We start from the raw sequence: 18,986 nt of genomic DNA, 5'->3' as shown, positions 1-18,986 counted from the left end.
CGCTTTGGAGCAGTTCCGCGACGCCCAGGACGCTGACCAGGGAGGTTTCCTTGAACATGCCGATGAACTGGTTGCCGGTTGCCGGGATGATCGAGGGCATCGCCTGGGGGATGATGACCTTGCGCATCTTCATCCCGGCGCTCATTCCCAGCGAGTCGGCGGCCTCGATCTGGCCCTTGCCCACGGAAGTGAAGCCTCCGCGGATGATCTCGGCCATGTAGGCGGCTTGGTTGAGGGTCAGGCCGACCAGGGCTGCGGTGATGGGCGCCATCAGCGCGTTTACGTCGATCGCGGTGCCGATGTCCGTGAAGGGGATTCCAATGGACAGGTTCGGGTACAGTGCGGCGACGTTGAACCAGAAGATCAGCTGCACCAGGACCGGTGTGCCACGGAACAGCGTGATGTACACCCCTGCCGTGGCCGCAACCGGTTTGATGTTCGAGGACCTCATGACCGCCAGCGCCAGGCCCAGGAGAGTTCCGAGGGCCATGCTGGCAAGTGTCAAAAAGATCGTGAGCATCAGGCCACGGACGATGGATTCATGGGTGAAATACTTGGCGACCACACCCCACTTGAAGTTGGGGTTGGTTGATACGGAAACGAGTATGCCCAAGCCTACGAGGCTGCAGACCACCCAGGCGACGTATTCGAAGGTGCTTCGACGCCGTAGCCGTGGTTTGAGGGCTGGATCCATCCCACTCATTGTGGTTTCACTTCTTTCGATAATCACTGGCTGCATGGAAGTACCCCGCTAATTGAGCTTGGCGTCGGTGATGGCCAGACCGTCGAGGCCCCAGTTGTCGAGTGACTTCTTGTACTCCGGGCTTTCAAGGACGGACTGAGTCGCTGCCTGCAGAGCCGGGGACAGCGGTGATCCCTTCTTCAGGCCAATGGCAACGGTGTGGTCCGAGCGGGTATCCACCTGCGGCGTCAGGACAGTGAAGGTGTTCGGCTGCTGCTGGTCTGCCCAGACCAGCGCCGGAGTGTCATAGAAGACGCCGTCGATGCGCTTGGAGGCCAACTGTGTGAGGGCTTCCTGGACGTTGGGAAGGGTGACGCCGTTGATGGCCGGCTTGCCTTTGTCCTCACAGGTCCATTTCGAGATGTTCGGCAGGTGCTTCAGCTGGGCGTTGGAGCCTTTGGTGACCGCGATGTTCTTACCGCACATGTCGTCGTTGCTGATGTTCAGCGGATTGCCGTGGGCCACGGCCACCGAGACGCCGGTATCGAGATAGTCGACCATGTCCAGGACCTTCAGGCGTTCGGCGGTGGGGGACATGGTGGTGGCAGTGAAGTCGTAGCGGCCGCCGTCGATGCCGGGAATGATCGTGTCGAACGCAGTGTTCTCGAACTTCAGCTTGAGCCCAAGCTTCTTCGCCACGAGGCGTGCGATGTCTGGATTCAAACCGATCGGGGTGGTGTTGTCATCGGCAAGGAAGGTGGTCGGCGGGTAATGGAGGTCCATGGCCACCGTGAGTTCGCCCTTGTCCTTGTAGGACTGTGGCAGCAGCTTGACCGCTGCCTCGTCAGGCTGGACGCCTTCCGAGATATCAGCAGTGTTGGACGTCTTGGAGTCGCCCGCGGCGGGCTCGCTGTTGGCAGTGCCGCCGCAAGCGCTCAGCGCCAATAGAACTGCCAAGCCTGCAGCTGCGGTCTGGACTTTGTTGATGGTCTTCATGGTGCTTCCCTTCGAATGGTTTCGGCTGAATTGGATCCGCCAAAACGAGTGCATATTTCGCAGTACCGCCCGATCGGCGTCCCCCTGCTTCGAGGTCGGGGCCGGCACTGACGTGTTGTGCTTCATGCGGGGTTGTGATCCGGATCTCCTCCGCATCTAAGCCACTATGCAACCCCCTCCAGACTCGATTGTCAACAATTGACGAAAAGAAAAATGATGGGTTAACCACTCCCGAAGGGGAGGCTCGAACTGTTGACAATTTACAATTTTCGGTTCTAGAGTCGATGTATCGGGCAGCAGAGTCCCCTGCCACGGGGAAGAATCCACCTCGCTCTGTACATGCCCTAGAACCAAAAGGAGGCTCGGCATCCGGGCCTTCGACACGACTTCATGAAACGGACGAATCATGGCAGACACGAACACCCGGCCGAAGTACATCTCTTTTGATGTCTACGGCACGCTGATCAACTTCGACATCGACCCCACCACGCGTCGCCTGCTTGATGGCCGCATCTCTGAAGAGCAGTGGCCTGCGTTCAAGAAGCAGTTCCGCGGGTACCGGTTCGACGAGGTCTGCGGCGACTACAAGCCCTACGAGGCGATCCTTCAGGATTCCTTTGACCGCGTATGCAAGCGGTGGGGCATTGGGCCGACCGAAGGCGCCGGCGCAGCGTTCGCTGACGCTGTACGCGGCTGGGTTGCCCACGATGACGTGCCGGCTCCGCTGAAGCTCATGGGCGACAACTACAAGCTGGTGGCTCTGTCCAACGCGGACGACAGCTTCCTGGACATCAGCATTCCGAAGCTTGGTGCTGACTTCCACGCCGTGTTGACCGCTGAGCGGGCCCAGGCCTACAAGCCCCGCTACCAGGCCTTCGAGTACATGCTCGATACCCTCAACGCCAAGCCGGAAGACTTCCTGCACATCTCTTCGCACACACGCTACGACATGCACCCGATGCACGACATGGGCTTCCGGAACCTCTGGATGCTGGACCGTGGCTATGACCCCATTGGCGAGGGCTACGGCCTCACCACTGTTAAGTCCCTGGACGAGATCAACAAGCACCTCGGTCTCTAAACCGGCTTCGAGGCGAAAGGTCAAACGTGAAACTTATTCCTTACTGGCTGGACACAGCCGAAGCATCCGGAGACTACCGGCAGACTCCGGTACCCGAGAATGTCGATGTGGCAATCATCGGCGCCGGATTTACGGGGCTGTCCGCAGCCCTGGAATTTGCCAAGCAAGGCGCGAGCGTTGCTGTTTTCGAACGGCACACCGTGGGGTGGGGCGCATCGGGACGCAACGGGGGAATGGCGACGACCGGGTTGGCCATCAGCTTCAGCGCCGCGGTCAAGCGGTACGGAAGTACCCGTGCGGTGGAGATGTTCCGCGAATACAACGACGCCATCGACAGCATCGAAAAGCTGGTGCACGACAATGCCATCGATTGCGACTACAAGCGGTTCGGAAAGCTCTCTCTTGCCTTCCACAAGTCCCACTACGAGGGTTTTCTGAGGTCGCAGGAGAAGCTGGCCACTCTGGCCGATCACCATGTCACCGTTATCCCGAAGTCCGAGATCCACAGCGAAATCGGCACGGACTTCTACCAGGGAGCGATGCTGGATCCGCTCGGGGCAGGTCTGCATGTGGGCAAGTTCGTGCATGGTTTGGCCGGGGCGGCCGCTGCCGGCGGAGTGGATATTTGCGAGAACGCCGGTGTCACCGAGCTGAAGAAGGTCTCCGGCACGGTGCACGACGTGCACACCACCCGGGGCATCACCCGGGCCAAGCAGGTCCTGGTCGCCACCAGCGGCTACACCGGCAAGATCACGCCGTGGATGCAGCGCCGCGTAATCCCCGTTGGCAGCTTCATCATCTGCACCGAACCACTGCCCGAAGACGTGGTCAACCGGATCCTCCCCAACCGGCGCCAGGCGTCCGACAGCAAGATGCTCACCTACTACTTCCGGATCACGCCGGACAACAGGCTGCTCTTCGGCGGTCGCGCCCGTTTTGCGCTGTCCAGCCCGGACTCGGACGTCAAGAGCGCCGAGATCCTGCGCAAGGCCATGCTCGAGCTGTTCCCTTATCTCTCCAACGCCAAGGTGGACTACATCTGGGGAGGTCTGGTGGACCTGTCAATGGACCAGATGGTCCACGCCGGTGTCCATGACGGGCTCTTCTACTCCCTCTGCTACAGCGGACACGGAGTCCAGATGGCCGCGCACATGGGCAAGAGAATGGCCCACTACATGGCCGGAGACAAGAGCGCCAATGTGTGGGAAGACCTGAAGAACCCGCCGGTGCCGGGCCACTTCGGTCCGCCGTGGTTCCTGCCGTTCATCGGCGCAGCCGCAAAAATCATCGACCGGGTCAAATAGGCAGGATAAGGGTTCATATGCTTTCATCAACGACCGCGGCTCAGGCGCGCCCGAAAACAGCTGAGGAAACGGGTTATGGCCGGGTAAACGTCGCCAACCTTCCTGGCGGTGCCTTTTTTGAAGGGCAGTGGCAAACCACTGACATGACCCTGGAAATACGGGACCCTGAGGATGGCATCCTGCTTGGCCGGGTCCGCACCTCAACACGGCAGGACGTGCGGCGCGCGATCGCGCACATTCATCGCCACCTCCAGACTGACGAATGGCCGCTCCGTTCACGCCGCGTGGCGCTGGAGAATGCTGTACAGCTTCTGGGCGAACAGTCTGAGCGGTTCTCGAAGATCATTTCCGCGGAAAGTAGCAAGACGATCGTCGAGGCCGAGCGTGAGGTGCGGCGTTGCATGGAAACCCTTAGGCTTTCTGCCGCCGCTTCCAGCGAGCTCACGGGGGAGACGCTGGGCTTTGATGACAGCATGGCCGGAGGAAACACGCTCGGCTGGTACAGCCGTAAGCCGGTAGGTATCGTCGCGGCCATCACACCGTTCAATGATCCACTGAACCTCGTGGCACACAAGCTGGGTCCCGCAATCATCGGGGGCAACGGCGTCGTGCTCAAGCCTTCCGGCCGCACCCCGCTGTCGGGGCTGGCACTGGTCCAACTGCTGCTCGAAGCGGGTGTTCCGTCCGGACGAATTGCGGCGATCGTGTCCGGTCCGGGCGTTTCCGAAGCACTGGTGACGGATCCGCAGGTGGATCTGATCTCCTTCACCGGCGGTCCCCAGACCGCGGACCGCATTGCCGTCGCCGCAGGCGCCAAGAAGATCATCTCCGAACTCGGCGGCAACAACGCCACGATTGTCTGCCCGGACGCTGACACAGTCCAGGCAGCCAAGGCGATTGTGGCCGGAGCGTTCGGTGTTGCAGGCCAGAACTGCCTGTCCGTGCAGCGCGTGTACGTACACATCTCGATCTTCGAGCAGGTCCTCGAACGTGTCACCGCGGGCACCAAGGCACTCAGGACCGGGTCGAAGCTCGACCGGAACACCGACGTCGGTCCCCTCATTTCCGAAGCAGAGGCCCGGCGGGTCGAGGAATGGGTGGAGGAAGCGAAAGCTGCCGGCGCCACCGTACACGCCGGAGGCAAACGCCGTAACGCCTACTACGAACCCACGGTCCTGACCGATGTGCCTTCGGAATGCCGGGTGATCCGGGAGGAAGTGTTCGGGCCAGTAGTCAGCATCCTGCCGTTCATTGAAGCCCAGGACGCCATTATTGCGGCGAACAGCTCCGATTACGGTCTCCAGGCAGGTGTCTTCACACAATCCATCGACCTTGCCATGGCCATCGCCGACCGGTTGCACGTAGGCGCCGTTGTCATTAATGAGACCAGCGACGTGCGGATCGATTCCATGCCATTTGGTGGTTTCAAGAAATCCGGTGTGGGCAGGGAAGGCGTCAAGCACGCCGTCCGTGAGATGACCGAACCCAAGAGCACCATCATCAAACTGCTGGAGCCAGCTTCCCGGTGGCAGCAGCTGACAGGCACCACAGAAGGGAGTGCAACATGAGCACCCACAAAATCGCGGTCATCGCGGGTGACGGGATCGGGAACGAGGTTGTCCCGGCAGCGATCGAATGCCTTGAGCGGATTGCGCTGATCCACTCCCTGAACCTGGAGTTCACCTATTTTGACTGGGGATGCGACTACTACGCCAGGCACGGTCGGATGATGGCCGAGGACGGGCTAGAGCAGCTCGCCCGGCACGACGCCATCTTCCTGGGCGCTGTCGGTTCGCCGGAGGTCCCCGATACGGAATCCCTGTGGGGGCTGCTGATCCCCATCCGCCGGGAGTTCCAGCAGTACATCAACCTCCGCCCCGTCAAAACGCTCGACGGCGTCACGTCTCCTCTTGCGGCCGGGCATCCGATCGATCTCCTCATTGTCCGGGAAAACAATGAAGGGGAGTATTCCGAAATCGGCGGCCGGATGTACCGCGGCCTGCCCGAGGAAAGCGCCATGCAGACCACCGTCTTTACCCGTTTGGGCGTCCTGCGGGCAGCACACTATGCGGCACGACTGGCCGCGACGAGGCGGGGACAGCTTACCTCGGCCACCAAGAGCAACGGCATCGTGCACACCATGCCGTTCTGGGACGAGGTAGTTGCCGAAACGGTTCGCGAGTACCCGGACGTCAGCCTCACCAGCGAACTGGTGGATGCACTCGCCGCGCACCTAGTCCTGAAGCCCTGGACCCTGGACGTTATTGTCGCCTCCAACCTGTTCGGCGACATCCTCTCGGACCTTGGCAGTGCCGTGACAGGCTCCATTGGTCTGGCTCCCAGCGCAAACCTGAACCCGGAGGGCGACTACCCGTCCCTCTTCGAACCCGTTCACGGCTCGGCGCCGGACATCGCCGGAAAGGGCCTGGCAAACCCCGTGGGGCAGATCTGGTCCGGCGCCATGATGCTGGAGCACCTCGGACACCGCGAAGCAGCCGCCCACCTCCAGGATGCATTCGAGTCAGCCCTGCGCGACGGCCACGGCACCCGCGACGTCGGCGGCACGTCGTCGACGTCGGAATTCACCGCGGCGGTCCTTGCCGCGATCGACACCCTGGCCACGGAACAGGCGGGCAGCCCGACTGCAGTAGCGGCGTCATGACCGCGGCAGCAGAACGCAAGCGGCCCGTCGTCGCGGTCCTTTACAGGGAGGCGCTGCCACCCCGGTTATCGGAGATCGAGGAGCTTGCAGAGGTCCGGCTGACCAAAGCTGATGGTCTCGCCGACGCGCTGGACGGCGCCGATGTGCTCTACCAGTGGCACTCGTTCTCCCCGGCATTGCGGGAGAACTGGGATGCGGCATCGTCCCTTCGGTGGGTTCATGTCTCGGCGGCGGGGGTGAGCCAGCTGCTGTTTGATGAGCTGATCCGCAGCAATGTCGTCTACACCAACTCCCGCGGAGTCCTCAGCCGGGCCATCGCAGAGTTTGCCCTCGGTTTCGTACTGGACACGGCCAAGGATGCGCAGGTCTCGTTCCGGCTGCAGCAGCAACAGCGGTGGCAACACAGGGTGACTCGCAAGGTCCAGGGACAACGGGCCCTGGTGGTCGGCACCGGTTCCATCGGGCGTGAAATTGCCCGCCTCTTCCGCGCTGTAGGAATGGAGATCAGCGGCGCGGGCCGTACAAGCCGGGCAGGGGACGATGACTTCGAACGGATCCACTCCTCACAAGATCTGGCCGGAATCGTCCATGACTACGACTATCTTGTGCTCGCCGCTCCGCTGACTTCAGAGACCAAGGGACTGGTGAACGCGGAGGTCCTGGCGGCCATGAAACCATCTGCACACCTGGTCAACGTAGGGCGCGGCGAGCTGGTGCACACCGATGCCCTGGCTGAAGCATTGGCGTCGGGTTCGATTACAGGCGCGGCGCTGGACGTTGTCCACCCGGAACCGCTCCCTGCCGGCCACGCGCTGTGGAGCATGGAGAACGTCATCATCACTCCGCACATGAGCGGGGACACCGAAGACCATATTGACGACCTTGGCCTGCTGTTTCTGGACAACCTGACGCGGTACCGCGCAGGCGAGCCACTGCAGAACGTCGTCGATAAGGAACTTGGCTTCGTCGCCGCTTCCTGAACCACTGTAGAAACGGAACCCTTATGCCTACCCTCGCCAAAGCTTATATCGCAGTCTCGGCCACGGCACCTCTGCAGCCCGGCACCGTCGAACGCCGTGAACCCGGTGAGTTCGAGTTGCAGATCGCCATCAAATTCGCAGGGATCTGCCATTCCGATATCCACACCTCGCGGGGCGACTGGTCGGGCGTGAATTACCCGCTGGTCGTTGGGCATGAGATTGCCGGCGTCGTGGAGGCTGTCGGAGCCAAGGTGACGCGTCATTCAGTGGGGGACCGTGTGGGCGTAGGCTGCTTTGTGGATTCCTGCCGTGAGTGCGTCAACTGCCGTGCTGGCGAGGAACAGCACTGTTTGTCCGGGCCGACGAGCACCTACAACGCGGTTGGCAGGGACGGCCTGCCCACGGCCGGCGGCTACAGCACCAGCATTGTGGTGGACGAGAACTATGTCCTGCGGATTCCTGACGGCATTCCGCTTGAGACTGCCGCGCCCCTGCTGTGCGCCGGTATCACCATGTACTCGCCGCTGCGCACGTGGGCCGCCGGACCTGGGAAGCGCGTGGCCGTTATCGGCATGGGCGGGCTCGGCCACATGGGCGTAAAGATCGCAGCAGCCATGGGCGCGGAGGTCACAGTGCTGAGTCAGTCCCTCAAGAAGCAAGAGGACGCGATCCGCCTTGGGGCGAAGCATTACTATGCCACGGCCGACCCCTCCACCTTCGAAATCCTGAGAGGTCATTTCGACCTGATCGTCAACACGGTCTCCGCGGATATCGACATCGACGAATACCTTTCGCTGCTGGCTTTGGACGGCACCCTGGTTCTCGTAGGGCTGCCTTCGATGCCGCTGACGCAGCGCGCCTGGTCACTGGTCAGCTTCCGCCGTAGCCTCGCCGGGTCCAAGATGGGCGGCATCCGGCAGACGCAGGAGATGCTCAACTTCTGCGCTGCCCACGGGCTCGGGGCAGAGGTGGAAGTCATTCCCGCCAGCAAAATCAACGACGCCTATGAACGCGTCCTCGCCAGTGACGTGCGGTACCGCTTCGTCATCGACGCACATACGTTCTAAGCCCTTGTTGCAATCAATGCCCTCTCCGAAGGAACGTCATGAAGAAGAGACCACTGGACTCGCTGCCGACCTATGACGCCCGCGTGGCATCCCTGACTGGTCATCATTGCCCGCAGACCGGTTGGTGGTTAGCGGATGAAGACCTCCACCCGAGATTCGTCTCCGAGGGCGACGTGATGCCGGCGATCAACGGCATGCCCACACATTGGACACTATGCGCAGAGGCGCGCCTCCGGGGCCTTCGACTTGCCTCGGCGTATTAGCCAGCTTGCGCCCCGGCACGTGAACCGGGGGCGCAAGCTGGTCTTCGTTACCTTGTCACGCCGCCGAGACTTCTAGCGGGCTGCGGTGACCTCGACTTCGAACTTGCAGTCCCGGGCCAGGCCTGCGACGAGACCGCCGCAGACGTCATTGCCAGCGCGGTCCGAACCGGTATCAGGGTCCCCGAGGACCTCTCAGTCGTTGGCCATGACAACTCTCCCCTCGCGGCACGCTACATGCCTTCCATCTCAAGCGTGGCGGTCGATATGGAACGGCTGGGTCTGTACATGGCGGGCGTGGCACTGCACCTCGCCGAAGGCCATCCGCTGCCTGAACCTCCCAGTGGAGCGGCATCACTTGTCCGGAGGGAGTCGGCGACCCGCTGGAGGCGACCCGCCCGAGCGAAGCTAATAGACGTCAGCCGCAAGGGCTCCCGGGGGCCCGCGGGGCGCGCAGGGCCAAGTGGGTGAGCTGGGACGGTAACCGGCCTACTTCCGGGCGGGCAGCACGAACTCGCCCGACTTGTCCGTGGACAAGGCGAGGGAGGAGATGAACCGGGGTTCGCCGTCGGGTCCGTTCTGACCTGAGCGGAGCATGTCCGGGCGTTCGAACTCAAGTCCCGTGACGTGGCAGAGCAGCTTTGCATCGCTCGGGTTGCCGTCGGCGTCGAACATTGGCAGGTCAATGCCGTCGTCGGTGCGCCGAAGGTAGTAGCGGCCCTGCGTCGCCAGCGCGAGGACTGGCGGGAGTATGAGCGCCAACGCCACGACGAAAATCGGCGAGTACGGCTGGACCCCGGCGCCGAACGCCCCGAAGAACACGGCGATGGAAACTCCGGCCGAGACCAACATGGACACGAAGCCAACTGGATTCACTGCGTGGAGCATGCCGCGGCGGAATTCTGGGACCTTCGGCGAGATCTTGAGCAGGTACTTGTTGATGGCGATGTCCGAAGCCACTGTCACCACCCAGGCCATGGCGCAGTTCGCGTAGAAGCCAAGGATCGTATTCAGGAATTCGAACATGTTCGACTCCATGAGTATCAGCGCGATGACCAAGTTCACCACCACGAACACCATGCGGCCCGGGTAAGTCTTGGTGATACGGGTGAAGCTGTTGGTCCAGGCGAGCGAACCTGAGTAGGCGTTGGTGACGTTGATTTTGATCTGTGAAATGACCACGAGCACCACGGCGAGGGACATCGCCAGCCACGCGGGCATCATCTCCTGGTACACGCCAAGGAACTGGTGGACGGGCTCGTTGGCGTGGATGGATGCTGCGGGATCGAGGGTGGCAATGAGGTAGACGGCAATGAACATGCCAACGATCTGCTTGATGGCGCCGAAGATGACCCAGCCCGGTCCGGCTAGGATCACAGCACGCCACCAGGCGCCCTTATTTTCTGCGGTCCTGGGCGGCATGAACCGCAGGTAGTCGATCTGCTCGGCGATCTGGGCCATGAGTGAAAGACAAACACCGGCGGCCAGCATCACCGACGCGAGGCTTGTGCCATCCTCACCGGAAGCGCCGGTATAGGCGAAGAAGTCGTCGATGCTCTCCGGGTGGGAGAACAATAGGTAGCCAACGGGAACCACCATGAGCAGCAGCCACAGGGGCGTGGTCCAGACCTGCAAAGTGGCCAGTGTCTTCATCCCGTAGATCACCAGCGGAATGATGATGACCGTGGACACCGCGTAGCCAAGCCACTGCGGGACTCCGACCCCCAATTCCAGGCCCTGGGCCATGATGGAGCCTTCGAGCGCGAAGAAGATGAATGTGAAGGTCGCGAAGATGACGTTCGTGACCACCGAACCGTAGTAGCCGAATCCGGACCCGCGCGTGATGAGGTCAAGATCGATGTTGTATCGGGCGGCGTAATAGGCGAGCGGGAAACCCGTGGCGAAGATGATCACGGCGGCCACGACGATGCCGAAGATGGCATTCGCCGTGCCGTATGCGATGCCGATGTTGGCGCCGATGGAGAAGTCGGCCAGGTATGCGATGCCACCCAGGGCACTCGTGGCCACAACCCCGGCGCTCCATTTCCGGTACGAGCGCGGAGCGAACCGGAGCGTGTAGTCCTCCAGGCTCCTTTGCTGCGCTCATCGCGTCGGCGTTACCCGCCGTCGTCGTCGGCTCAAGTGTTCTGGTACTCGTCAGGTCCTCGCTCATGCGTCATCACTTTCGTCGGGGGTGCGTCGTCGCCCCCGACACTAGCCACGTGCGGCAACGATCCGATCTCCAGCGTGTTTCACACCTGTAACTTCTGAACCACTCGTCCCGCCACCCCCAAACACAGACGGAAATGGTCAGGGATACCGGAACGGAAGTCCCGTCCTTCCGTAGTCGTTCCGTTTCATAGCTCCTGGCTTCCCCGCCGGCGCCGATCGATGCGGGAATTCCGGCTTCGGTTTCCCGGCGGTCAGGCGGAATCAGGAACGTGATGTCGCGCCCGATCGCGTCAGCGGCCGTGTACCTGTATTGCAGTTCCGCTCCATCGCGATGCCCAGGGCCAGAAGTAACGTCCCGAGCTCGTTCACATGCGGGGCAGCAAACAAGACAACGGCGCCAAGGATTGGCAGGTACGGTAACAGCTCCAGGGCCAGGGCGTACCCCCGACGGTCCGGGCCCGTGGTCTCGGCCTGCGGCGTCAGCGGCGCGAGTGCGATGAGCAGAAACGCCGTGATCCAACCAACGGCCAGGGGCGAACCCGTGACCCCGGTGACACCCTCGAAGGTCAGCCTCACATAGATGCTGTCTGTAACGGTGAGCATGAGCAGGCCGCCCCCGAAACAGAGCCAAGGCAGCCGTTCCCCGGGCTGCCTGCGCATCGCGAGCACCAGGACCAAAGAGGTCATGATGACGTCAACGACCGGGTAGGCCAGGCCCGTGAACCGGGCGAGGGGGTCATCGCTCTTCGAACCGAATACCGGCCCGAGCACCGTGTGCCAGCTGACATTGAGGACCGCGCAGGATATGACGGCGGCATCCATCACGGTTCTGAGGAGCGCAACCCTGCTGCTGTCGGGCCGCGTGAAGGAAAAGAGATGGCCTATGGGCTGCAGCACGGATTCAACGGACTCGAACTCGGTTTCTTCTCACCCACCCTGGCCGGCTTCCTTGGCGTCACCCCACTGTTGCTTTTCTCATTCCTTGGCTTCGAGTCCGGCAACAGCGCCGCGGGGGAGATGAAGAACCCGGCCAAGGATGTTGCCTCTCGATCGCACGCTCCTCCATGATCGCCGCAGCGAGCTACCTCCTGCCGATCCTGGCCATCCTGCTGGTGGTGCCGCTCGACCAGATCACGGGCATCGGTGGCGTGTTCGGCGCAGTGGCCACCGTCTACACGGTGTTCGGCCCGGCCGCTGAGGTCATGATGGACATTTCAGCGGTGATTTTCTGCTTCGTCCTTGTGTCGCAAGGCGCGGCATGGATGATCATCAGCGACCGCATGCAAGCCATGGCAGACCAGTAGCGCACTGTTCGGGGTGGTCCTGACCATCGCCATCTCAACGTTCCTGCTCACCTACCTTCTGGCTATCCCGGCCGCAGTCCGGCTGCGGAGCAAATATCCCCTCGCTGATAGGCCCTTCAAGGTTCCGGTATCCGACACCGGTTTCCGCATTTTGGGTGCCATTTGTTTCATCTGGATCCTGATCGGCTCCTGGGTGGCGATCTTCCCCGGAACACTCGAGGTCCGCTTCGGCCTGGAGTACGACTTCGAGGCAACCTGGGGCGTCTCTCAGTTCACCTTCGAGGCCTTCGCGCTCGGCACACTCGGCTGCATCCTGGCCTTGGGACTCGTTGGCTATGCCCGCGGCAAGAAGGTCCGCGACGCTGTGGCGCCCGTGAGTGCGACCCCTGAACTGATCAACGACTGACTTTTTGGCGTACGACGGCGGCGGGTCACCTCGGGTTCTCGTGGAACTCGTGGGTGGCCCGCCTACCGTTGGCGAGCGAGACAGCAGGGACGCCAGGACAGTCCATTGCACGGACGTCGCAACCGAGTCTCCGGCAGGGGCAGCCAACGGAAGTCGCTCTTCCGTCTACGGGTTTAGCCCATCCCGGCGGGGCCCGCCCAAGCGCCGCCGGCGCCTGTCCCGCCACCGCCGCGGTCGTCATCCTTGCCGCAGCGCCTGCATCGCTTGTACAGGCCACCGTCTTCGGTGTTCTCTACGTGCCATTCGTGGCGGATATTCAACTTGCACAGCAGAGCCGAAAGCATGAGCTTCTCCGATCTGAGGGCGCCCACAATCCGTGTTGTCAAGGCCAGTTTAAGGGCGCCCTCGGGCCGCCGCCAGTGACCTACCGGGTCTGATTCTTTGGTAGCGGAGTTCGGACGGATGCGGAGCCCGAGCCACATGCTGCTTTGTGATGCGTCGTTTCGGCACGTTCATGCCCGACGTAGTTGCCCGGCCTTATCATGAAAATAGACACATGTGCCTGCTTGCCAAGTTCGCTGAAAAGGACTGGAGACGTTGCCACTCGAAACACTGCCCGTAGTCGACTTCTCCCAATTGAACGCGGGTGCGGAGGAGGCTTCCCGGTTTCGTGACGAACTGCGCGACGCCATGCATGAGGTCGGTTTCCTGTATCTGGCTGGCCATGGCGTCCCGCAGGGGCTCACGGACGCAATGCTGGACGTGTCCCGCCGGTTCTTCGAATTGCCCGAAGAACAGAAGCTCGCGATCGAGAATGTCCACAGCCCGCAATTCCGTGGCTACACCCGTGTGGGCGGGGAACTTACGGACGGTGCAGTTGACTGGCGCGAGCAGATCGACATCGGCGTAGAGCGGGACGCGGTGGCGCCAGGCCCGGGCGTCGCGGACTATTGGCGCCTCGAGGGGCCCAACCTGTGGCCGGAGGCGTTGCCCGAAATGAGGGAGATTGTCGCCGAGTGGACGGAGCGGCTGAGCACTATCTCATTGACTCTCCTGCGTGCTCTGGCCGTGTCCCTCGGCGCGCCCGAAGACACGTTCGATGAGGCATTCGCCGCACGGGCTTTCCCCATGCTCAAAGTTGTACGGTATCCGGGGTCATCCTACGAGGAACCCAAGCAGGGTGTCGGCTCCCACCGCGACGGCGGCGTGCTGACGCTCCTCCTGGTGGAGCCCGGCAAGGGGGGCCTCCAAGTCGAGTACCAGGGCACGTGGATTGACGCACCTCAGGTGCCCGGAACTTTCGTGGTCAACATCGGCGAGATGCTCGAACTGGCAACGAACGGTTATCTGAAGGCGACCTTGCACCGCGTGGTCTCGCCGCCGCGCGGCACTGACAGGGTCTCTCTTCCGTTCTTCTACAACCCGGCACTGGACGCGAGGATGCCGCAGCTCGCGGTGAGCCCTGAGTTCCAAACCAAGGCTCGCGGCCTGTCAGTTGACCCGACGAACAGCCCGATTCTGGAAACCTACGGGGATAACGCCCTTCGTTACCGGCTTCGGGCCCACCCGAACGTAGTAACGGTGCACCACGCGGACCTGATGCAACGCTGACAGCGCCAAGGGCTGGACTTGGATCAGCCGCTGCTGTTTGGATTCCCGTGTTGCCTCGAAATATGATCCAGACACTCCGGTGCTCGGGGTGGCGTCCCGGACGAGCGGCGTTGGCCGAAGCCTGGATTGTGGCGCAGGGCGGCCAAATCTAGTTGTTGCTGTTTGCGGGTCGACGGTAAACGCGAGCGCCATCGCTACGCAGAAACAGTGAGCGGCCCTTTCCCTCACTTTGCTGAAGCCAGAGGACGCTGCCGTCGAGGGCGAGCATGTCGATGTGTCCTGAGCTTATGGGCTGTCCATGACTGTGGATCTCTACTTCGTCGGCTCGGGACAGCTTGCACCAGTTGGGAACTGGTTTGGAGTCCGGGGATCCGGTAAGCGGATTGGCGGCGTAAGGGCGGAAGTTCATTGGTTTTCTCCTGGGGCGGGGCGGGCCGGGCTGATGGACTACGTCCGGGGACGGTTGTGGGAGGAGGCAGGGTGACCTAGTGGTCACCCTGCCTCCTGTGCATGCTGCGCAGTTCCCGCGCCCGGCTTTCGGGCTACCTGTTGCGATGGAGTGCGGGAACGGCAGCACGCGTGCCGGACGTTGTGTCCGGGCGCATGTGGCGTTTCCTCCGAGCTTGTCCGGGGCCGTGGGTGGTGTCGACTGGGTTGCCCGGGCGGCGTGATCCGGTCACATGATGCCGGTGGGTACCAGCAAGGCCCATGCCAGCGCCGGGGCCACCAGAACCACTCCACCGGCGTACATCATCAGCTGCTTGTAGACGCGTTGGCGGTCGTTCTCGCGGGCGTTGGCTACAACGAGGGCACCGTCGGTGGAGAAGGGAGAGACATCCACCACTGTCGCGGCGATGGCGAGTGCAGCGACAGTTCCCGAAGCGCTCAGCGAACTGGACGCCAAGAGGGGACCGGCCAGGGGGATGAATGCGGTCAGCAACGCCGTGGAGGAGGCAAAGGCTGAGCCGACGCCAATCACGTAGCAGAGCACCAGTGCGATCAGCAGGGGCGCACCCAGGGCGAGGGCTTGCTCAGCAAGGGTGTCGATGACGCCGACGTGCTGGAGCAGCGAGACATAGGTGATCATGCCGGCCACCAGCAGGACGGTAGACCAGGAGATACCGCCGATGAAGGTCCGGTGTTCTTTGATGTTGATCAGTGCCAGCAGGAGGCCGGCGGAGAGGGCGACGAAGCCGATGGGCATATGGAAGCCAAGGGTGCAGATAAGCATCGCAGCGATCAGAACCAGCGTGAGGATTTGCTGGCCGTGGGGACGCGTGGTGCGGGGCGCGTCAGCGTCGACATGCTGGGCACCCTCGCCGTCCCGCAGTTTGCCTAGGAGGGCAAACAGTGCGACGGTCAGGGCCGAAAGGATGAGATTGAGGGCGAAGCTGGCGGCAAAGAGTCCGCCTTGAGAGATCGGGAAGCCATTTTTCAGCGCGATGTCGTGTACCAGCACGCCGGCAACGGACAACGGGGAAAATCCGCCCGCATGGGCCCCGTTAATGATGAACGCACCCATGAGTACGGGGTGGATGCGCGACTCGTAGGCGAAGCCGATGGCAGCGGGCGCCAGAAGTGCGACGGCGGCGGGGGAGAAGGTACCCAGTGAAGTCAGTGCGGCAGCCATGAGGAAGAACACCCAAGGCAGAAGCAGTGTCTTACCCCGGACCAGGCGCACACAGGTCTGGACGATGATGTCGATGGTGCCGTTCCTCTGGGCCATGCTGAAGAAGTAGGTGACCCCGATGATCGTCAGAACGATACTGGCCGGGAATTCTTCGAGGATCTCCTTGTCGCTCATTCCAAGCATGAAGTACCCGACGCCGAACGATGCCACCAGACCCATCACCCCGATGTTCAGTGGCCATTTCGTGGCGACGACGAACATCACGAGAAGTATGACGAGCGGGATGATCTGGGTAGCGGTCATGGTCGGCTCCGATTCCGGGGTGGCCGCCGGGTTGAAGATGGCACCCCCGAACACGAGGGCGACCAGACCCAGGATCGCGATCGCGGCTACCGATATCAGCAGGATACGGCGGCGGCGGTTGGGACGCTTGGAACGGTCTTCCCGGATTTCGCCCTCTGCCTCGGGAGCAGGTTGGTAAATAGTCTTAGTCATGATCTTGGCTCCTCATTGAGTGGCTGATGCTAGTGAGGCTTCGACAGCGCTGCCGAGGGCCTCCGGGAGGTGGATGATGGTGGTGGCGATGGTGCGGGCCGTTCGGTCGACACCGACCAGCAGGGACCCGTCGCGCTCTTCGCTCCAGGTTTCGATCACTCCCGCGGGAGTGCGTAGTCTCAGGGTGGCCGGCGGCGTGTCGCCTGTGATGTTGTTGAGTACGGTGCCCGGGGTCCGTGCGGCGAGAGTCAGGGCGATGCTGCCGGTGATGGCCAGGGCCGGGTGGGGCTTGCCCATCGAGAGCATCATGACGTTGACGTCGCTGGCCGGGTCCGACTGGGTGGGGGAGGCGATGAGTGCGAGCTTGGGGATGGCGTGGGCAGCTTCGCCGATCGTTGGTGCCAGCCCCATCCGCACGGCAGCTTGTCGACGGATGTGCTCCAGGGTTTCCAGCTGTAGCTCCACCCCGGCGACCCAGCTGTCGTACCGGGCTGGGTCCAGGCCAAGCTCCTCAGCGCGGACGATCACTACCGGCGCTCCGGCGTCGACCATTGATACCGTCCAGCGCGTTCCGCCGGCGGTTATTGTGTCGGTCGCCGCGCCAGTGGGCAGCAGGCTGCCGGTGGTCTTGCCGGCAGGGTCCTGGAAGCCGAGGCCGACCCGGTAGCCGGGGAAGGGCACGCCGGGCATCTGGGCGTCCGGAACGATCGGCAGGGCGCCTGCGGGGGTGGCTACACGTTGGACGATGACCTGTCCCGTGTTGGTGTTGCGGGTGACGATCCGGGTGATGTCTCCATTGGGGATCACCCACCCCTTTTCGATGGCGTACAGGCCCACAACCGCGGAGCAGTTGCCGCAATTGCTGCCCCAGTCCACCGCTGCCTCTTCGATGCCCACCTGTGCGAAGGTGAAGTCGACGTCGACGTCCTCCTGGGCGGGGCGGTGCAGGATCACTGCCTTGCTGGTGGTCGACGTCGCCCCTCCGACACCGTCAATCTGACGGGAGTCGGGACTGCCGAACAGCCGTGGCAGCAGCATGTCCGGGCTGGTTCGGCTTTCCTCCAGATGCTCGGCCTCGAACACCCAGCACTTGCTGGTGCCTCCGCGCATCCACTCCGCTTGGATCTTCATCGCTCCTCGTATCTCCTCGTTTGCCTGAAAGTCGTCCAGGGCCTGAGAAGAGATTGAGCCACATCACAAATTAAGACAATGTTCAATATTTTAGGGGGAAGGTAGAATTTCTTAAATCATTGGTCCCAAGGGGACGCCGGAGTGCTAACCGGGGGCTGATGGCCAACAGGACCGGCCCGCCATCGCGCGGATGCCGTTACTAGTGCAGGAAATTAAGGAAACTATCAGAAGGGTAAAGCGTTGCTTCACGAAGAAAATCATTCTTTGTTCGACATGCGACGGCTGGCCTTGCTGCTGGAGGTGGTCGAGCAGGGATCGATCACGGCCGCGGCCGAGCTCATGATGTATACGCCGTCGGCCGTATCCCAGCAGCTGCGCAAGCTCGAACAAGAGGTGGGGCAGCCTTTGCTCAACCGCCGGTCCCGCGGGGTGGTGCCTACCGAAGCCGGCCAGGTCCTGGCGGGCCACGCCCGCAAGATCGTGCGGCAAATGCGGGCAGCCCAATCCGATCTGGACCAGATCGCAGGCCTCAATCGCGGGTCCCTGACCGTCGGCACCTTCCCCACCCTCGCCGGGTCCTTCCTGCCCATCGTCATCAGGACCTTCAAGAAGCGCTACCCGGCCATCAGCCTCTCGCTGCGCAGCGCACGCTTCGACGAACTCGTGGCGGACCTGGAGTCCGGGGTCACCGGATTGTGCCTGCTGTGGGACTACCCCTGGAATCGCTTCCACGATGAGTCCATCCGGGTTACAGAAGTATTCCGCGAGAGCACCGTGATCCTGGTAGCCGGCAGTCATCCGCTGGCCAACCGGGAACAGGTAAGCATGGAGGATCTGCGCAACGAATCGTGGATCGTGCGCGCGGAGGCCCACCCGGTAGTGGAGGTGCTGCAGCGTTCCGCCCACGACGCCGGGTTCGAACCAACCATTGGTTTCCTGGCCAACGACTACCAGGAGGCCCAAGCCATGGTCAGCGTCGGAATGGGCGTCGCCTTGGTGCCAAAGACAGCCGTAGCCCTCCAACACCCCGACGTGAGGGTGCTCAGCCTCGGTCCGACCGCCCCGCTTCGGCGGGTGCTTCTGGCACAACGGGAGGACAAGGTCTACGCCCCGGCAGAAGTCGCCTTCCACTCCACGCTGCTGGAAATCGCCCGCGAACGGGCCAGCGATTATCTCTAGACGACAGAGGCCGCGTGACCGGTGCT

At 62.5% G+C, this 18,986-nt stretch carries 18 protein-coding genes and 2 pseudogenes; 13 read left to right on the top strand and 7 right to left on the bottom strand.

From position 1 onward, the window contains the following. A partial coding sequence (locus tag J7I79_RS23935; protein WP_251043232.1) for an amino acid ABC transporter permease occupies positions 1-694 on the bottom strand: 694 nt, incomplete at its 3' end. A 57-nt stretch (positions 695-751) separates the two neighbouring features. Further along, positions 752-1,678, bottom strand: a complete 927-nt coding sequence (locus J7I79_RS23930) for an ABC transporter substrate-binding protein (protein ID WP_214957758.1) — start codon at positions 1,676-1,678, stop codon at positions 752-754. Positions 1,679-2,084: 406 nt separating this feature from the next. On the opposite strand from J7I79_RS23930, the gene J7I79_RS23925 reads away from it, so the two are divergent. The 8 genes and pseudogenes from J7I79_RS23925 to J7I79_RS25085 form a co-directional block, all read left to right on the top strand. After that, positions 2,085-2,759, top strand: a complete 675-nt coding sequence (locus tag J7I79_RS23925) for a haloacid dehalogenase type II (protein WP_214957756.1) — start codon at positions 2,085-2,087, stop codon at positions 2,757-2,759. A 26-nt stretch (positions 2,760-2,785) separates the two neighbouring features. After that, entirely contained in the window at positions 2,786-4,063 is a 1,278-nt protein-coding gene (locus J7I79_RS23920; RefSeq protein ID WP_214957747.1) for an FAD-binding oxidoreductase, read from the top strand. A 143-nt stretch (positions 4,064-4,206) separates the two neighbouring features. After that, positions 4,207-5,631 (top strand): aldehyde dehydrogenase family protein, encoded by a 1,425-nt coding sequence (locus J7I79_RS23915; protein ID WP_251043231.1) that lies wholly within the window; start codon positions 4,207-4,209, stop codon positions 5,629-5,631. Next, positions 5,628-6,725, top strand: coding sequence for a tartrate dehydrogenase (locus tag J7I79_RS23910; protein ID WP_214957743.1), 1,098 nt, complete (start codon positions 5,628-5,630; stop codon positions 6,723-6,725). The genes J7I79_RS23915 and J7I79_RS23910 overlap by 4 nt, the downstream gene beginning before the upstream one ends. Then, positions 6,722-7,705, top strand: a complete 984-nt coding sequence (locus J7I79_RS23905; protein ID WP_214957741.1) for a D-2-hydroxyacid dehydrogenase — start codon at positions 6,722-6,724, stop codon at positions 7,703-7,705. The genes J7I79_RS23910 and J7I79_RS23905 overlap by 4 nt, the downstream gene beginning before the upstream one ends. A gap of 23 nt (positions 7,706-7,728) precedes the next feature. Next, positions 7,729-8,772 (top strand): NAD(P)-dependent alcohol dehydrogenase, encoded by a 1,044-nt coding sequence (locus J7I79_RS23900; RefSeq protein WP_214957739.1) that lies wholly within the window; start codon positions 7,729-7,731, stop codon positions 8,770-8,772. A 38-nt stretch (positions 8,773-8,810) separates the two neighbouring features. Continuing rightward, the gene (locus tag J7I79_RS23895; RefSeq protein WP_214957737.1) at positions 8,811-9,035 is read left to right on the top strand and encodes a hypothetical protein; all 225 of its coding nucleotides are present in this window, start codon (positions 8,811-8,813) and stop codon (positions 9,033-9,035) included. Positions 9,036-9,167: 132 nt separating this feature from the next. Next, positions 9,168-9,503: pseudogene (locus J7I79_RS25085) on the top strand (substrate-binding domain-containing protein); the annotation flags it as partial. Between the two features lie 18 nt (positions 9,504-9,521). Here J7I79_RS25085 and J7I79_RS23885 read toward each other — a convergent pair. From J7I79_RS23885 to J7I79_RS24525, 3 genes and pseudogenes are all read right to left on the bottom strand, one after another. Continuing rightward, positions 9,522-11,205 (bottom strand): annotated as a pseudogene (locus tag J7I79_RS23885) (purine-cytosine permease family protein). Positions 11,206-11,211: 6 nt separating this feature from the next. Further along, positions 11,212-11,466, bottom strand: a complete 255-nt coding sequence (locus J7I79_RS25080; RefSeq protein ID WP_396020248.1) for a hypothetical protein — start codon at positions 11,464-11,466, stop codon at positions 11,212-11,214. Further along, positions 11,466-12,101: a hypothetical protein gene (locus J7I79_RS24525; protein WP_251043230.1), complete on the bottom strand. Its 636-nt coding sequence runs from the start codon at positions 12,099-12,101 to the stop codon at positions 11,466-11,468. The genes J7I79_RS25080 and J7I79_RS24525 overlap by 1 nt, the downstream gene beginning before the upstream one ends. Here J7I79_RS24525 and J7I79_RS24520 point away from each other — a divergent pair. From J7I79_RS24520 to J7I79_RS23870, 4 genes are all read left to right on the top strand, one after another. Further along, a complete protein-coding gene (locus J7I79_RS24520) occupies positions 12,081-12,272 on the top strand; it encodes a hypothetical protein (RefSeq protein ID WP_251043229.1) in 192 nt (63 codons plus the stop codon). The two genes, J7I79_RS24525 and J7I79_RS24520, sit on opposite strands and share 21 nt — an antisense overlap. Beyond that, positions 12,269-12,508, top strand: a complete 240-nt coding sequence (locus J7I79_RS24515) for a hypothetical protein (RefSeq protein ID WP_251043228.1) — start codon at positions 12,269-12,271, stop codon at positions 12,506-12,508. The genes J7I79_RS24520 and J7I79_RS24515 overlap by 4 nt, the downstream gene beginning before the upstream one ends. 13 nt (positions 12,509-12,521) lie before the next feature. Beyond that, positions 12,522-12,914 (top strand): hypothetical protein, encoded by a 393-nt coding sequence (locus J7I79_RS24510; RefSeq protein WP_251043227.1) that lies wholly within the window; start codon positions 12,522-12,524, stop codon positions 12,912-12,914. Positions 12,915-13,511: 597 nt separating this feature from the next. Beyond that, entirely contained in the window at positions 13,512-14,525 is a 1,014-nt protein-coding gene (locus tag J7I79_RS23870) for an isopenicillin N synthase family oxygenase (RefSeq protein WP_214957734.1), read from the top strand. A gap of 676 nt (positions 14,526-15,201) precedes the next feature. Here J7I79_RS23870 and J7I79_RS23865 read toward each other — a convergent pair. Both J7I79_RS23865 and J7I79_RS23860 read right to left on the bottom strand, forming a co-directional pair. Next, positions 15,202-16,650 carry an SLC13 family permease gene (locus J7I79_RS23865; RefSeq protein ID WP_214957732.1) on the bottom strand — a complete coding sequence of 483 codons (1,449 nt, stop codon included), beginning with the start codon at positions 16,648-16,650 and terminating at the stop codon, positions 15,202-15,204. A gap of 12 nt (positions 16,651-16,662) precedes the next feature. Next, entirely contained in the window at positions 16,663-17,781 is a 1,119-nt protein-coding gene (locus J7I79_RS23860; protein WP_214957730.1) for a PrpF domain-containing protein, read from the bottom strand. Positions 17,782-18,054: 273 nt separating this feature from the next. Between J7I79_RS23860 and J7I79_RS23855 the strand changes: the two genes are divergently transcribed. Further along, positions 18,055-18,960, top strand: a complete 906-nt coding sequence (locus tag J7I79_RS23855; RefSeq protein WP_251043238.1) for a LysR family transcriptional regulator — start codon at positions 18,055-18,057, stop codon at positions 18,958-18,960. Positions 18,961-18,986: the final 26 nt, after the last annotated feature.

This window comes from Arthrobacter sp. ISL-69, assembly GCF_018613775.1.
Lineage (GTDB): Bacteria > Actinomycetota > Actinomycetes > Actinomycetales > Micrococcaceae > Arthrobacter.
The sequence above is the reverse complement of the archived record's forward strand: the minus strand, read 5'-3'. Positions and strand labels throughout refer to the sequence as shown.

Excerpts from the sequence above, each read along its gene's own strand:
- J7I79_RS23900 (WP_214957739.1), top strand. The coding sequence starts at position 7,729 with ATGCCTACCCTCGCCAAAGCTTATATCGCAGTCTCGGCCACGGCACCT.
- J7I79_RS23855 (WP_251043238.1), top strand. The coding sequence starts at position 18,055 with ATGCGACGGCTGGCCTTGCTGCTGGAGGTGGTCGAGCAGGGATCGATC.
- J7I79_RS23925 (WP_214957756.1), top strand. The coding sequence starts at position 2,085 with ATGGCAGACACGAACACCCGGCCGAAGTACATCTCTTTTGATGTCTAC.
- J7I79_RS23905 (WP_214957741.1), top strand. The coding sequence starts at position 6,722 with ATGACCGCGGCAGCAGAACGCAAGCGGCCCGTCGTCGCGGTCCTTTAC.
- J7I79_RS23910 (WP_214957743.1), top strand. The coding sequence starts at position 5,628 with ATGAGCACCCACAAAATCGCGGTCATCGCGGGTGACGGGATCGGGAAC.
- J7I79_RS23930 (WP_214957758.1), bottom strand. The coding sequence starts at position 1,678 with ATGAAGACCATCAACAAAGTCCAGACCGCAGCTGCAGGCTTGGCAGTT.
- J7I79_RS24520 (WP_251043229.1), top strand. The coding sequence starts at position 12,081 with ATGGCCTATGGGCTGCAGCACGGATTCAACGGACTCGAACTCGGTTTC.
- J7I79_RS23865 (WP_214957732.1), bottom strand. The coding sequence starts at position 16,650 with ATGACTAAGACTATTTACCAACCTGCTCCCGAGGCAGAGGGCGAAATC.
- J7I79_RS23860 (WP_214957730.1), bottom strand. The coding sequence starts at position 17,781 with ATGAAGATCCAAGCGGAGTGGATGCGCGGAGGCACCAGCAAGTGCTGG.
- J7I79_RS23915 (WP_251043231.1), top strand. The coding sequence starts at position 4,207 with ATGACCCTGGAAATACGGGACCCTGAGGATGGCATCCTGCTTGGCCGG.
- J7I79_RS24515 (WP_251043228.1), top strand. The coding sequence starts at position 12,269 with ATGATCGCCGCAGCGAGCTACCTCCTGCCGATCCTGGCCATCCTGCTG.
- J7I79_RS23895 (WP_214957737.1), top strand. The coding sequence starts at position 8,811 with ATGAAGAAGAGACCACTGGACTCGCTGCCGACCTATGACGCCCGCGTG.